This is a genomic window from Lactobacillus sp. JM1, from assembly GCF_009834385.1.
Taxonomy (GTDB): domain Bacteria; phylum Bacillota; class Bacilli; order Lactobacillales; family Lactobacillaceae; genus Lactobacillus; species Lactobacillus paragasseri.
This window is the reverse complement of the sequence record NZ_CP044412.1, coordinates 1,001,112-1,016,748: the sequence shown is the minus strand read 5'-3', so window position 1 is coordinate 1,016,748 and position 15,637 is coordinate 1,001,112. Positions and strand designations below refer to the sequence as shown.

The 15,637-nt window shown below is 33.5% G+C and carries 13 protein-coding genes and 1 other RNA gene; 2 read left to right on the top strand and 12 right to left on the bottom strand.

Features of this window, described 5'->3' with window-relative positions; genetic code table 11:
• Positions 1–56 precede the first annotated feature (56 nt).
• Together F3I00_RS05195 and F3I00_RS05190 are read right to left on the bottom strand one after the other, a co-directional pair.
• Positions 57–944: a DegV family protein gene (locus tag F3I00_RS05195; RefSeq protein ID WP_020807362.1), complete on the bottom strand. Its 888-nt coding sequence runs from the start codon at positions 942–944 to the stop codon at positions 57–59.
• Between the two features lie 104 nt (positions 945–1,048).
• A complete protein-coding gene (locus F3I00_RS05190) occupies positions 1,049–1,459 on the bottom strand; it encodes a MarR family winged helix-turn-helix transcriptional regulator (RefSeq protein ID WP_003648850.1) in 411 nt (136 codons plus the stop codon).
• Positions 1,460–1,647: 188 nt separating this feature from the next.
• On the opposite strand from F3I00_RS05190, the gene F3I00_RS05185 reads away from it, so the two are divergent.
• On the top strand, positions 1,648–3,339 hold the full coding sequence (locus F3I00_RS05185; protein ID WP_020807363.1) for an NFACT family protein: 1,692 nt from the start codon (positions 1,648–1,650) through the stop codon (positions 3,337–3,339).
• Positions 3,340–3,424: 85 nt separating this feature from the next.
• Here F3I00_RS05185 and F3I00_RS05180 read toward each other — a convergent pair whose 3' ends face one another.
• From F3I00_RS05180 to F3I00_RS05155, 6 genes are read right to left on the bottom strand one after another with little or no spacing between them, the layout of a single operon-like run.
• Entirely contained in the window at positions 3,425–6,589 is a 3,165-nt protein-coding gene (locus tag F3I00_RS05180; protein ID WP_020807364.1) for a carbamoyl phosphate synthase large subunit, read from the bottom strand.
• Between the two features lie 3 nt (positions 6,590–6,592).
• Positions 6,593–7,648, bottom strand: a complete 1,056-nt coding sequence (locus tag F3I00_RS05175) for a carbamoyl phosphate synthase small subunit (RefSeq protein WP_020807365.1) — start codon at positions 7,646–7,648, stop codon at positions 6,593–6,595.
• Positions 7,649–7,651: 3 nt separating this feature from the next.
• Positions 7,652–8,566, bottom strand: a complete 915-nt coding sequence (locus tag F3I00_RS05170) for an RluA family pseudouridine synthase (protein WP_020807366.1) — start codon at positions 8,564–8,566, stop codon at positions 7,652–7,654.
• A gap of 14 nt (positions 8,567–8,580) precedes the next feature.
• Complete coding sequence (lspA, locus tag F3I00_RS05165) at positions 8,581–9,045, bottom strand: signal peptidase II (RefSeq protein ID WP_003648855.1); 465 nt, start codon at positions 9,043–9,045, stop codon at positions 8,581–8,583.
• Positions 9,046–10,725, bottom strand: coding sequence for a formate--tetrahydrofolate ligase (locus F3I00_RS05160; protein ID WP_003648856.1), 1,680 nt, complete (start codon positions 10,723–10,725; stop codon positions 9,046–9,048). It lies immediately after the preceding gene.
• Entirely contained in the window at positions 10,722–11,066 is a 345-nt protein-coding gene (locus F3I00_RS05155; protein WP_020807368.1) for a hypothetical protein, read from the bottom strand. The genes F3I00_RS05160 and F3I00_RS05155 overlap by 4 nt, the downstream gene beginning before the upstream one ends.
• A 132-nt stretch (positions 11,067–11,198) precedes the next feature.
• Between F3I00_RS05155 and F3I00_RS05150 the strand changes: the two genes are divergently transcribed.
• Entirely contained in the window at positions 11,199–12,122 is a 924-nt protein-coding gene (locus F3I00_RS05150; protein ID WP_020807369.1) for a DegV family protein, read from the top strand.
• Between the two features lie 58 nt (positions 12,123–12,180).
• Here the strand turns inward: F3I00_RS05150 and F3I00_RS05145 are convergent, their stop codons facing one another.
• The 4 genes from F3I00_RS05145 to F3I00_RS05130 form a co-directional block, all read right to left on the bottom strand.
• Positions 12,181–13,413, bottom strand: a complete 1,233-nt coding sequence (locus F3I00_RS05145) for a metallophosphoesterase (protein ID WP_020807370.1) — start codon at positions 13,411–13,413, stop codon at positions 12,181–12,183.
• 2 nt (positions 13,414–13,415) lie between these two features.
• A complete protein-coding gene (locus F3I00_RS05140; RefSeq protein ID WP_020807371.1) occupies positions 13,416–14,540 on the bottom strand; it encodes a class I SAM-dependent RNA methyltransferase in 1,125 nt (374 codons plus the stop codon).
• 73 nt (positions 14,541–14,613) lie between these two features.
• Positions 14,614–14,980: RNase P RNA component class B (rnpB, locus tag F3I00_RS05135), an RNA gene on the bottom strand.
• Between the two features lie 24 nt (positions 14,981–15,004).
• Complete coding sequence (locus F3I00_RS05130) at positions 15,005–15,442, bottom strand: DivIVA domain-containing protein (RefSeq protein ID WP_003648861.1); 438 nt, start codon at positions 15,440–15,442, stop codon at positions 15,005–15,007.
• Positions 15,443–15,637 lie beyond the last annotated feature (195 nt).

Genomic DNA, 15,637 nt, shown 5'->3' with positions numbered 1-15,637 from the left:
TCTTTATTTATTAAAAAAATAGGAAAGCAACTCTAGCTCTCCTATTTTTCATATGATTATTTTTTACTAAAGTCCATTTTATCAATGTCTGCCATCCAAGTAATACCAAGAGATTTCTCTCCTAAATATGTGGCAATCACAGAACTAAAATTGAACATTTTGATGGTCATATTAGGGAAAGCGGCTTGAAAATCATCTTTAACCTTAGTAGCTTGTTCTAAGTCATTTGAATTATAAACGGTTAATGCTATTTTATCTTTAATTGGTGAATTATTTATTCGTTCAATAGTGATATTTTCTGCTTTCTTTACCGCACGCTTCATTGAACGTACTTTATCAAAGCTTACAATTTGATAATCATCTTTTTTAAATGTTAACAGTGGCTTAATTTGAAGCATAGTACCAATAAAGGCGCTCGCATTACTTAATCTGCCACCACGAACTAAATTATTTAAGTCATCTACAACAAATAAAACATCGATTGTATCTCTGATTTCATCAAGCTTAGCTAAAATTTCTTTAGGTTCCCACCCATTTTTAATCATTTTGGCGGCTGCAAGTACTAAGTTTCCCATTGAACGAACTGTCATTGCTGGATCATAAGGGTAAAGATTAAATTCAGGATGATTATGTGCTAAGTTAACTAAGCTATTGTAGAAACCGGAAATACCTGACGTTAATGGAATAGCGATAATTGCTTCATAGCCTTCATCTTTTAATTTCTGACATAGTTCAAGCATAGTACCTGGACTAGGTTGCGAAGTCTTCGGAAAAGGTGCTCCATCGCGTTCTAGCTCAAAAAGTTTTTCCGCAGTAATATCTATCCCATCCATATATTGCTTATCTCCAATGATAACTGGGATTGGTACTACAGTAATATCGTTGGCCTTGGCTTCTTCTAGGCTTATATCACTAGTACTATCTGTAATGAGTGCTATCTTCACGTGTGAAAACCTACCTTAAAATTAAAATGGCACATGCTGCAATACTACTTATCAAGATGAAATTATATCATAAAATCAATTGTTTTTTAAATATAATCGTTGATTTATAACTCATCTGCCATTAAGTTGTTAACAACAATTTGCATCTTACTATCAAAATCTTGAATTTTTTCTTGACTCCAAGTAGAAAAAACCTGCGCCTCGATTTGTCTTAAAACATCTTTTAGTTCCTGGGCTTTGGCTAGTCCTTCAGCATTCAAATTTAAAGATTTACTAGAATCCTTCTTTGAACGTTCAACTTGAATTAAAGCAGCAGTTTTTTTCTGCTTAATTTGTCTACTTAAGGTAGAAAGCGATATACTTAGTGCTTGTGCTAATTCTCCCATCGTCAATGTTTCATTCTGATGACGGTCGAAGAAAAGTAATAAACGAGTTTGAGAAAGATTTAACCCACATTTTTTATTAATCGCCCGCTTAATACTTTCACTAACACTATTAAATATTAGGACATCCATTTTTATTTACCACCTATGCTTATATTTCCCATTTTGTCTAATCAACAATAATTCTAAGACATAATTTAAGTTTTCACAAGGCTTGTGAAAATTTAACAATATTTGTGAAAAAATCACGTAATTGGTAACTAAGGAAATTTATAGTATTAAAGAGTATAATATATATACTATTTTTAAGGAGGACACTTATGGCTTTTGATGGCTTATTTATTCATAGTCTTTTACAAAATCTCTATCCTACTTTAACTGGAGGAAAGCTTACAAAAATCTATCAACCATTCGAACAAGACTTAGTTTTAAATTTTAGAAAAGATCGTACAAATCAACGTCTATTAATTTCTGCAAATGCTCAAAATCCGCGTTTTTATATTACAACAGATACAATTACAAATCCTGATGTTGCCCCCACTTTTGTCATGGTTCTACGTAAATACTTAGAAGGTTCAATTCTTAAAAAAGTTGAGCAAGTCGGCGTAGAAAGAATTGTTAATTTTTATTTTTCTAATCGAAATGAGCTTGGCGACGAAATGCAACTTATCTTATCAGTTGAATTAATGGGGCGTCACAGTAATGTCATCTTATATAATGCTGATGATAATAAGATTATTGACTTGCTTAAGAGAATTAATCCTGATGAAAACCGGGCTCGTTTATTACTTCCGCATGCATCTTATGAATTACCACCGCTTTTACCAGGACTTAATGGTTTTCACTTATCTTTAGACCATTTCAACGATTTAAAGAAAAAATATCCTGAACCGATAGATTTTGTAAAGCAATTTAACGGTTTAGATGGAGATGATAAAAAAGAATTCACAGGTTATCTAGAAGATGACTTTTCCTATAGCTCCTTGCAAACATTTTTTAATCAATTTAATAGACCTAAGGGGTATGTTTTACAGACTATTAAGCATAAAGATAGAGTATATACTTATCTTCCCTATCATCTTGAGCTAAATCTGATTTACTCTAATGACGATATCAACGAAACTCTTGATAACTTTTACCGCGAGCAAGCTAATCGCAAATGGGTAAAACAAAAGTCTAAAAAAGTTGAAAATATCGTTAATAATGAACTTAAAAAGCTCAAGAAGAAAATTATTAAATTACGTAAACAATTAGATCAAGCTGAAAATTCTGAAGGCTATCGAATCAAGGGCGAATTACTTAATGCTTATCTTCATGAGGTAAAACCTGGTATGGAAAGTATTGACTTACCAAATTATTATGAAAATAATCAACCATTGAAAATAAAACTTGATCCTGCTCTCTCTCCTGCTAGAAATGCTCAGAAATACTTTACTCGTTATCAAAAATTACGTAATTCAATTAAACACGTTAACGAGCAGATAAAAGTAGCCAATGAAAATTTAGATTATTTTGATTCTATTCAGACCGCGATTGATAATGCTGATCCTCAAGATATTGATGCAATCAGGGATGAATTAATTAATCAAGGTTATTTGAAAGAACAGACTCACAACCGTCGACGCAAGAAGAAAATTAGCGAAAAGAATTTGAATACTTTCAAATTGAGTGATGGAAAGAAAGTATTAGTTGGAAAAAACAATTATCAAAATGACTGGTTAACTTTAAAAAAGGCTGACAAACGTGATTATTGGTTCCATGTTAAGAACATGCCTGGCTCTCACGTAATATTACAAGATAGCAGTCCAAGCGATGAAGACATTAAAGAAGCAGCTGAAATTGCAGCATACTTTTCAAAAGGAAAAACTTCTGGTCATGTTCCCGTAGATTATGTTCAAGTAAAAAGAATTAAGAAACCAAATGGAGCTAAACCTGGTTTCGTTATCTATACTGGTCAAAATTCAATTGAAGTAACCCCTGATGAACACGACGTTTTAAGTAAAAAAATATAAAAAACGCTCAACTTATAGATTTCATTTTCTATAAATTGAGCGTTTTTATGCTTCCTCTAGTTTACATAATTTTAAATATTTAGTTTTATAATGGCTGTGTAGTCATTGCTAAGGTTTCAAGCACCGTTAGTACATCTTGCGCAGATTGTAAACTAGAAAAGACAGGAATATGCGTACTTAAAGCTGCATCCTTAATCATGATTGCATCATGACTAGCAGAGTCAGATAAACTAGTAACGTTAATGACTAAATTAATGCGATGTTGCTTAATTTTTTCTAATAAACTATTGCTACCCTCTTGAACCTTTCCAATAATTCCAGTTGTAATACCTTCTTCAGCTAAAACATTAGCTGTTCCCTCAGTAGCAAGCAATTTAAATCCTAACTGGTGGAATCTCGCAGCTATTTTAATTGCATTCTGTTTCTCAGAATCTTTAACAGAAATAAATACGGTCCCATATGTCGAAATCATTAAATCACTACCTTCATACCCCTTAAATAAGGCTGTTGGTAAATGCTTAGCACGTCCGATTACGCTTCCAGACGTCTTCATCTTGGAATCAAAGGTATTTTCACTTTGGTAAGATAAATAAGAAAATACAGGCATTTTAACATGAATTAGGTTATTTGATGGCCAAATGTCACTAGGTAATTCTAATTCAGACAGCTTACTTCCCAAAAGAACTTTCATGGTAATTGCAGTGATATCTCTTTTCAAAGCTTTAGTTAAAAAGGCTACATTATGGCCTGAATAACTCTTCATTTGCAATAAGTATATCTGATCATGAGCTAATAAAAAATGTAAATTAACTGGTCCTCTTAAGTGTAATTTAGTTGCAATACTAATTGCACTATCGCGTAACCTACGCTGATCATTAGTTGATAAGTTTTGGGGGCGATAAACAGCTATTGAGTCACTGGCATGTGATCCAGTTTGTTCGAAATGTTCAATAATTCCAGGAATAGTAACATTTTTACCATCAGAAATAGCAGTGACTTCGTATTTTTTGCCTTCAATGAACTTAGAAACCGTTATATGTTCTAATGAATTCTCGGCAATATATCTTTGTAAGGCAGGTAAATCAAAAACAACAGCAGACTTTTGTTTCTTGCCATTGCTGGTACCACCGATCAAAGCTGGAAAACCATTATCCTTTACAAAAGCAAAAATATTTTTCTCATTATCACATTGAAGAGCAGGAACAGGATTAACACCTGCTTGATATACCTCTTCAGCATGGTCTTCTTTTAAAATCTCTTTTAAATTAGGTTGTCCTAAAATCGTCAGCCCATGCTCTAAAAGCTGAATTCGATACTGATTAATTTGTTTACCAGAAAACTGAGTTACAACTTCAGTAATATTTTCTTTCCAAGCTACTTCTAAAATATTTTCTAAAGTAATTGGTTCAAAATAAACCCGGTCACATACATCATAAGCAGCACTAACACTTTCAGGATTATTACTAATAATTACTGGGCTAATTTCCTGCTCTTTCAATGTTTTCGCTGCATGATAGAGCATGTAATCAAATTCTCCAGTTAGAGATACCTGAAATGGTTTTAGCCCTAAAAGAAGACATTTTTTAGAATTAGCTAATGGTTTTACTTCGTCCTCAATCCCATAACTACTATAAACTGCCTTAATATTAGGATGTATTAATCCAGCTGTACCATCAATTTCAATATAACTTGGCTTAATTGACCATTTTGTACATAGATCAGCAATTGCTTTTTCTTCTCGTCCAATAATTTCAGCAATTAATCGATTAGAAAACCCGTTCTTTTTTACTTTAAGTAACAAATCAGGAGTTAATTCATCTGCTTGCAGCTTTTTTAATAAAATCAAAATATGATTAAATTTCTGCAAAAATACTAAATGAACATGTAAAAGTTTGTGTAACTTATGATAACTAATTCCTTTAGCTAAGGCAGCTAAAAGTGTTACTAAATGCATTTCATTAGGATGACTTAAATCTTGTAGTAACTGTTCTTCACTCTTAGCACATTCTTTATTAAAAGTTGTTACATTATTAGAAAAACCAGTTGTTGATTGCAAGGCTTTTAAAAATGCACTTTCAAAATTACGACCTATTCCAAGTGCTTGTCCCCCTGAAGTAGTCTTATTGTTTAAAGCATAGTGATTATAGCCTGCTTCAGTAAATGACCAATAAGGTAATTTTACAAAGCAAGCGTCTTGTACTGGATCAACTGCGGCTGAAATACCAGATTGCGGATCAGTTATTTCATTTAAATTATATCCAAGTGCAATTTTTGCAGTTACATAGCCAATTGAATAAACACCACTTCTATATGAAAGTAGGCTAGTTTGTGTTAGGCGTGGCTTTATACTTAACACTTTATAGTTAAAAGATTCACCACTCTGTTTAACAGCAAAATGAATACTTAATGCACCATGCAAATTAAGGCAATTAGCAATTTTGCGACAACAATTTCGTAATCTTTGAATCTGATTGTTATTCCTGGTTAAAATGGGCGTAACTAGTAAAGAATCAGAAGAATTGATACCTACTGGTTCTAAGCTACCAGTATTACCAACAAAACAGAAATTGCCATTATTATCACGGACAATATCAAAAATCAATTCTTCCCAATTAGAGAGATCTTCACTTAATCGATAGTCTTGCCAATTAAAATGGTCGTCATTTTCTTCATCCAAAAAATACTGCTCTAATTGTGTTAAATTGCTCAATGAGATCATATTATCTGGACGATAATGCTGTTTCTTTGACAAAAGAAGTGGAAAGTGAGCATGTTCAACTATGCGTCTTAAATCTTCTTCTTTTTCTAAGATCCATTGATTAGCCACAGCAATCTTATTTGCCTTAAGGAAAGTATAAAAATTATGAGGTGTTGATAAACTTAAAGCCAAACTATTAATGGTTAATAGCTCAATGTTCATTTGAGCTAAAATTCCAGATTCTAATAACTCTTTAGTAAGTCTTAAGGCTGGCTTTCCTCCAAAAGCTGGAATAATAGCATCTGGCTTTTCCATTCGGATAATACGTTTCACAAAGGGAAGCGTCATTGGCTCAAGATAAACGTTTACATCTGGACGAGGATCAGTTGTTACTGTTGCAGGATTAGGATTAATTAGAACAACTTGAATACTACTTTCTTCAAATGCAGCTAAAGCTTGTTTAGCTAGAATGTCCAACTCTGTAACTTCTCCAACGATACTTGGCCCGGCCCCAATCACAAGAACTTTATTAATTTCATTATGTAAAGGCATAATTTACTCCATCATATTCAAAAACTGATCATAAATACTAGCTGCATCAAAGTTACCTGGTGAACCTTCTGGATTGAATGCAGTTGCCAAAACTTTATCATTTTTAATACTGAAACCAGCTAATAAATCTGACTTTAGGTCAAAATATTTACGTGAAAGATTCAATGATAAACTATCTGGAACAACTAATTGATCAATATTCATTGCCGTTTGCCAAATTCGATTATTAGTCTGTTCAATAACGGGAAAATTACTACCGTTATAAGCCGGAATTAAGTCTAAAAGCTCTAAATTTAAGAAATTACTAATGGCAAGAAAGCCTAATCCAATTCCTAGAATTGGTAATTTTCCATAAAATTTATCAAAAACAGGCTTCAAAAAAGGTGCAACTTCTTCTACCCTACCTGGTCCATTAGAAATCACAATTGCGTCTGCTCGTAAATTAATAATGTCGTATATTGATGCATTGTGTGGTAAAACAACACTATTAATTTTGCGTAATGAAAGGGATCGTAGCAATGAATGTTTTAAACCTAAATCAATCACAGCAACAGTTTTACCAACATTTGGTGCAGCATAGGGATGCGTAGTAGAAATTTGAGCTGTTTTATTTTTAGGCAAAACAAGCGCCTTAATTTGATCAAATGCATGGGCATCATTGGTATCCATAATTGATGCCTTGATTACTTGTTTATTTTTTAGTTTTTGAACTAACGCCCGTGTATCAACACCATAGATTGCCGGTATTCTTTTTTCCTTTAAAAAATCATTTAAGTCTTGAAAAGTTGGATTTGCAGAAATATGAAAGGCAATATCATTAGCAATTATTCCGCGCACGCTTGGATCGATTGATTCGTAATCGATGGCATTAATACCACTACCTCCAATCATTGGTGTTGTAAAAGCTAAGATTTTACCAAAATTAGCAGGATCTGAAATAGCTTCCTGATAGCCAAAATTACTAGTTTGAATGGCAAGTTCGCCTGTAGCAGTAATCGGTGCACCAAAACCGTGTCCCGAAAATGCTGTGCCATCTTCAAGAATTAAATATCGTTTCATAAATTAATGCTTCGTTTCTCGTCTTAAATTTTCTAGTTGTTTTTCAAAAATAGCTGGTAATGGTGCAGAAAACTCCAGCCATTTGTGTGTAGATGGTTGATAAAAACCTAAAGTTTCGGCATGCAGAAATTGACCATGGCCTGTCAATGTCTTTTTAGGTCCATATAAAGGATCTCCAGCTAAAGGATGACCAATATATTTCATGTGAACCCTAATTTGATGAGTCCTGCCTGTTTCAAGAACACATTTAACTAAACTATAGTCTTTAAATTGTTCAAGTACAGTAAAATGAGTTACTGCAGCTTTCCCTTTAGGATTAACTGCCATTTGTTTCCGATTATTAGGATTTCTACCAATCGGAGCATCAATAACCCCATTTTTTGTTTCAAAGTTACCATGAACAATTGCTAAATATTCTCTCTTATTTATTTTTTCTGCTAGTTGCTTTTCTAAACTTTCACGAGCTTTATCATTCTTAGCTACCATCAACAGCCCGGAAGTATCCTTATCAATTCGATGAACGATACCTGGTCGAAAACCTTCAGGACTATCAGCTAATTCATGCGTATGATATAGCAAACCATTAACTAGAGTATGATCAGGATGACCAGCGGAAGGATGAACTACCATCCCTTGCGGCTTATTAACTACAATCACGTCTGCGTCTTCATAAACAATATCAAGATTTAAATTTTGCGCCTCTAAAGATAATGGTTTAGCTGGAGGAACAGTAATATCAATTAAATCACCGGCTTGCACCTTATATGACACTTTCTCGGCCTTATTATTAACTAGAATATCTTTATCGTTAACTAGCTCTTTGATTTTTGTTCGGCTTAGATCTTTAATCTTTTCAGCAATCACTTTATCTAAGCGTCCTTTTTCTTTTTCAATTACTAATTGATAATTTTCGGTCATTTAACTTTCAGCCTTTAATCCTTTTCACTTATAAATATCAAATAGATAAAAACAAGGACAATTCCAACTGTAATAGCACTGTCAGCAATATTGAAAATATTAAACTGAACAAAATCTAATTGCAGCATATCAATTACATATTTCAAGTGCAATCGATCAATAAAATTGCCGACAATTCCTCCCAAAACTAGGGCTAAACCAGTATCGAAAAGCCAATTTTTATATTTAGGATTAAAAAGATAATAAACTACCACCGCAATTGCAGCGATACTAATTAAGTAAAACAAGATCATTTGACCGCTAAAAATATTCCATGCAGCTCCATCATTTTGTAAATACGTAAATGAAAGAATTCCTGGAATAATAGTTTTCTCGTCACCTATTTTAAAATTAGTAACAATATAGTTTTTTAACCATTGATCAGCAACAACCACTAGTAAAGAAATTACTAAATATAAGACTTGCTTAGCTCTCTTCATTTAGAATAATCCTGAAATCTTTCCATTATTGTCTACATCGATATCTAAAGCAGCAGGATGCTTAGGAAGTCCTGGCATGTCTAAAATTGAACCAGTTGCTACCACGATAAAGCCCGCACCATTCTTAAGAGCAAGGTCTTTAACATGAAGAGTAAAGTCCTCTGGTGCTCCAAGAATCTTCTTTTTATCGGTAAAACTATATTGCGTCTTAGCAATAATTACTGGTAATTGATCTTTGCCCATCTTCTTAATTTCTGCTAATTGCTTCTTTGCCTTATCCGAATATTCGATATCCTTTGCATGATAAATCTTATGAGCAATTTTAGCGATTTTATCTTCTACAGAATCCTCAGGCTCATAAACAGGAGTAAAGTCACTAGCTTTACCAGTTAACTCAACAACTTTTTCAGCTGCCTTGATTCCGCCTCTTGAACCTTCATCATGGTAAGAAACAACTTCGCAGTCAAAGCCATCATTTTGAACTAATTCCTTTAATTTAGACAATTCCTGATCAGTATCACTAGCGAATTTATTAATCAAGACCATTACTGGTACACCATAATGAGCCATATTTTCCATATGACGCTTCAAGTTAGCAAATCCCTTTTCTAAAGCAGGAATGTTCTCTTTATCTAAGTGATCTGTACTTTCTTCAGCTTGATATTTTAATGCTCTCACAGTTGCCACTACTACAACGGCATCTGGTCGTTTATCTAAATGATTTGATACAAAGTCCATAAACTTTTGACCACCAAGGTCTGCACCAAAACCTGCTTCAGTTAAAACATAATCACTTAAATGTAAGGCTGTGTTAGTAGCAATTACTGAGTTAGCACCATGAGCAATATTAGCAAATGGACCTCCATGAACAATAGCTGGAGTATGTTCAAGCGTTTGAACTAAGTTTGGCTTTAATGCAGTTGATAGTAAAGCAGCAATTGCTCCTTCAAACCCTAAGTCTTTAACATAAACAGGTTCATCTTTTACTGAAAAGCCAACAAGAATATTTCCAATTCTCTTTTTTAAATCATTAATATCAGTTGCTAAACACAAAATAGCCATGAGTTCGTTGGCTACAGTAATTGCAAAGCTAGCTTCATGTTCGATTCCATTAAAACGTGATCCTTGACCGATAGTGATTTTTCTTAAAGTACGATCATTAACGTCAATTCCGCGCTTCAACAAAATCCGATTTGGATCTAACTTTAAACTATTGTCTTGGTAAATATAATTATCGACCAAAGCAGCTAAAGTATCAATTGCACTAGTTAAAGCATGCATATCTCCAGTAAAATGCAAATTAATGTCTTCCATCGGAATAATTTGTGCATAACCACCACCAGTAGCTCCACCCTTCAATCCAAAAACAGGACCCATTGAGGGCTCTCTTAAAGCAATTAAAGTGTTTTTATGGAGTTGGTTGCTAATAGCATCCCCCAAACCAATAGTAATGGTCGATTTACCTTCACCGGCAGGAGTAGGACTAATTGACGTAACTAAGATTAACTTTCCCAGTTTTTGGCTCTTCTTAATTCGGTTAATACCTTTCCAGCTAATCTTAGCTTTATCATTACCGTAAAGTTCAATTTCTTCTGGTTGAAGATCTATCTTTTGTGCAATTTCTGTAATTGGTAATTCTTTAGTATTCTGAGCGATCTCGATATCTGACTTCAAATTCATTTCTTCTTTCTCTTAAGTGCTAAAAGCAAATAAGTATTAAGTTTACCTCTTGCTTCATATATGTCGAATGCCTTCCATTGCCACTTAATTTTTAAGTCCTGAAGCTGAATTTTTTGACGATATGGTAATTTTAACCAATAAACACTTGCTTCTTTTTGAAAATAAGAATTAAGCCAGGTATAAATAACAATAATTGCAAAAATAGTTCCTAAAGCAATTGCAGGATAACTAATTGACTTGTTACTTTCATACCCAACAATAAAGGCTACAAAAATTAGTGCTAAGAGCCAGGAGTAATAAATTACACCGGCAGCTCCTAAAAAAATAAAATGTTTTTTCATAATTTAGAATTTAGGTCACACCCTATTTATTAATTATCTCTATTGTAACAAAAATAAAACAGATTTACGTTTTTGTTTAAAGTTGTGTTCTAGACTATAATATTAAGCAAGAATATGGAGGAAATTAATATTATGAAAATCGGCGTTTTAACTGACAGTTCATCTTATTTAACGAAAGAACAATGTGAGAAATATGGTATTGATGTACTACCAATTCCAATTATTTGGGACAATAAAGAATATCTTGATTTAATTGATATTGGTTTTCATGAATTTTATAAAAAATTAAATAGCTCTACAACTCTTCCTACCACTTCTCAGCCATCAATCGGAACAGTTAAAAGATATGTTGAAAAGTATATTAATGAGGGTTATACAGATCTAATTATTATTACGCTCTCAAGTGGTATTTCTAGTTTTTATAGTAATGTCTTAAGCGTAGCAAATGAAGAAACGCGTATTAATATTCATCCCTTTGACTGTAAAATCACATGTGCTGGAGAAGCAGATGCAGCAATCTTAGCTGGTCGATTAGTTAAGGCTGGAGCTGATATTAATCTAATCATGCATGACTTAAAGGATCTACGAAATACTACTGATGTTAGATTTATGGTAGATAATCTTAATCACTTAAAACGAACCGGACGTTTATCAAATGCGGCTAGCTTTGTTGGTTCTATTTTAAAAATCAAGCCTATCTTATCTATGGACGTTCAAAACGAAGGTAAGATTTCTGCAATTGCAAAAGAAAGACAGTATAAACGTGCTTATAATCATATTAAAAAAGATTTCAGTCGCCTAACTTCTAACATGCCTTATCCAATTCAGCTAACAATTTTTCATGCTGACGATGAAGAAAGAGAAGCTGCGTGGATTAATGATTATCAAACGAGTTTTCCAAAAATTAAAGTTGATCAAAGTATTATCGGTCCAGTTGTTGGAGTTCACGTTGGTCAACATACAATGGCAATGATCTGGTGCCGAGACTTAGATTCTTATTTTGATAAAAATGGTAAGCCACTTTTAAATATTAATTCTCAAGTAGTTGAAGATTAAAAAAAGGCAAGTACTATAAATTTCATATAGTACTTGCCTTTTTTAGTTAATTTGCCTTTTAATACTTAATTTTCACATGTAAGTTATCATGTACAGAAGTATCATATAGAGTCTGCAAATATAATTCATATTGAGGATTTTCTGAAATTAGTCGTTGATAGATTTCAGACTTTTTTAGTTTTTGTAATTCGTCAAAATCGATATGATTCTTGCCAGTAAAGAAATAATAGTTCATTTCGCCAAAAAGACGACCCATCTGTCGAACACTCTTTAAATCATCATGATTTCGATACAAATCTTCTTGCATTAATTCTGCAGAAATAGTCCCTAACTGAATGTTTTCTAAATAATCATGAAAATGAGTCAAAGTCCAATTTTGCTTTTCTTTATCAGTTAGATAGTCTTTCATCTTAAAATGGTGACATGTGTAGCTAATTTCTTTTGGAGAAACTTTAACTACACCATACCCTTGATCATTAGAGCAAAAGCATGCAGTTACAACTTCCGTTGCTGGACATGAATTTTGCGGTGACATGATATTTTGAGCATGAATATGACCAGAAAAAACTAGTTTTACATTATATTGAGCTAATAATTTACGTAATTCTCGATAGTCATCAACCACATAGCCTTTATTTACTGCTGGATTATGTGCATAAAGATTATGATGCATACAGAAAATTACACGCAAGTTATTCTGACTAGCATATTGAAGCTGCTCTTTAATCCACTTTCTTTGTTCTTTACCTAAAAAGCCTGCTGTAGCTGGAGCAGTAGATGATTCTTCTTTTCCATAATCGTTAGAATCTGCTAAGATTAACAAATAATCTGGGTTCAACTGAACACTATAGGCTAATGAACTATTATCAACGCTAACTGCAGTTTCATAAGAAGTTCTAAAAATATTACGCCACATTCGAGGACTAATCTGCCCAGCATAATATTGCTTTTTACCATGAAATTCTCTTGCCCATCCATCATAAATATCATGATTTCCAGGAAGAACAAGAAGTTTAGTTTTAGTCAAAGGTTTAAAAATTTCCGCAAATCTCTCAGCTGAAACCCGCTCTCCATTAAAAGTTACATCCCCCGTAACAATAATTGCTGCAGGCTTCTTTTCTTCTGCCATTCTAACAAAAGCACTAAGAGCAGTTTCTTGATAATAAAGATCCTTGCCCTGACTAGTTTTTTGCATTTGAGAAAAAGCCTGACCATCATCATGTAAGCTATCTGCAATTAAATGAGTATCACTAATGACCCAAAAGCTCGTCTTTTTGTCTTGCGTTAACATTTTTATCTCTTATTTGCCCAATATTGATAATAATCAGTTCTTAAATTACCATTGTAAAATTTTCGTTTTTTAGTAGCTCTAGCACCAAAGAATTTTTCAAATTGCGGATCAGAGGTTAAATAATACTGACTAAATGAAGATAATGGACGCAAAGTTTGTCCCATTTCTTCATAAATTTTTTCAGCTGCCTCGCGGTCTTTCAATCGCTTACCATAAGGTGGATTAGCAATAATTACCCCATTTTCTAAGTCGGTCGCAAAGTCTTTTACAGCTACTTGTTTAAATTTAATATCTTGTAACACGCCAGCATTATGTGCGTTAACCTTAGCAATTTCTAAAATTGACTGATCAATATCGCTTGCTAAAATTGGAGCATGCTCTTGTTTTTCTTTAGTTTTTGCTTCTTCCACTAATTCGGGATGAATTTTTTTATCAAACCAGTCAAAATTATCAAAAGCAAACTCTCTCCAAATACCTGGAGCTATATTTTTAGCCTTTAGGGCTGCTTCGATTGCAATCGTGCCTGATCCAGTCATAGGATCGATAAAAGGATGAGAGCCATCAAATGGTGTTAATTCAATTAATCCAGCTGCAAAATTTTCCTTTAAAGGTGCTCCACCATGTTCAACTCGATATCCACGCTTAAATAAACTCTGGCCAGTTGTATCTAAGCTTAACCGTGCTACATCTTTATAAATATGAATATCTAAAGGATACTCAGCTCCACTTTCAGGTAAAAAGCCACGTCTCCGATATTGATCGGTCAGCTTATCTACAATTGCTTTTTTAACAATTGATTGCACATCAGGCTCAGAGTGTAATTTACTACGAACACTTCTTCCCTTCACAGGAAATTGTGCATCAACTGGTAATAATTCTGCCCAATCATAGCTATAAACTTCATCGTACAATTGATCAAAGCTAAATGCCTTGAATTCTTTTAATAAAATTTTGATTCGATCAGCACTTCTAAGCCATAAATTGGTCTTTACAACATCCTTTTGTGTACCTTTAAAAAATACACGTCCATTCTCGGTACTAGTCTCATAGCCTAGATTATTTAATTCTTTTGCAACAACGCTTTCAAATCCAGCGCCCATTGTCGCATATAATGTATATTCTTTCATTATTTATTCTCTATCTATACTAAATTTTTCTATAAAAAAAGGTTGAGCCAAAGCTCAACCCTAACCTACAAATCTCTATAAGCCACGTTCTGTTCCAATAAGATCCGGTTAAACCTTATCTTCAGCGACCATCTATCTTCATTAAAAATGACTTCGTCTTTAGTTCATTTACTTAGACGAAAGCGCCCCTACCAAATTTGGGTTGCCCGCTTGCAGGGTTTACCTCGTTCCACCAGCAAAGTTTCCCTTGCTGCTTCGTCACTGTGGCACTTTTCAGGATAGTCACACATGTCAAAAATGATTTAGTGCTTTTTCCGCCGTAACTTGATAAAACAAGTCCCCCAGCTTATTGGGCTGAGTACAAAAACTACAAGCATCTCAGCTTGTGCGTGCGTGGACTTTCCTCAGCTAGCATAAGCTAACCGCGATCGCTCGAAATTTGCAATAACAATTATATCATAGTTTTAATTAGCTTGGTAAGTTCTATCTTGTTGATTCATTCTTTGCTCAAGGTTGTAGACTTTACGCTCCAAAGTAGAAATACGTTGAATCATAGCTACGTTAGTAGTTAATTCAGGAGCTTCTTTTTCTTCATTTGCGCTATTTACTATAGGTTTCTGGATATTATGAGGAGTGTACGTCTTAACATCATCCTCAACTTCTTCATTTTTGAAATCTAACTTAGGAGCATCACTCTGAGTTGGTGCCTGTTTTTGTTGAGCTTTTAACTCACTAATTTGTGCCTGTAAATCTTCAATAATTGTCGCAAAAGTACTATAGTCAGAAATAATCGTATCAAGGTATGAATCTACCTCATCTGAGTCATACCCCTTCATTTTGGTCCTAAATTGCTTTTTTAAAATACTTTGTGGATTTAGTTGAATATCATTTAAACTTGCCATTTATTTCGTCAAACTCCTTAATTGCAGACTAATGTCTGTCTTTAATTTAGGCGATAAGGTGTTAACTAGTTATTAGCTCAATGGCACTCACCATATCGTATACAACTAGTATAAGTTATAAATTTTCTTCAGGCAATAATAGCCCCTGTTTCTAAAAAATTTCTTATTAAATTAGTCTTATATAAGCTACAAGCA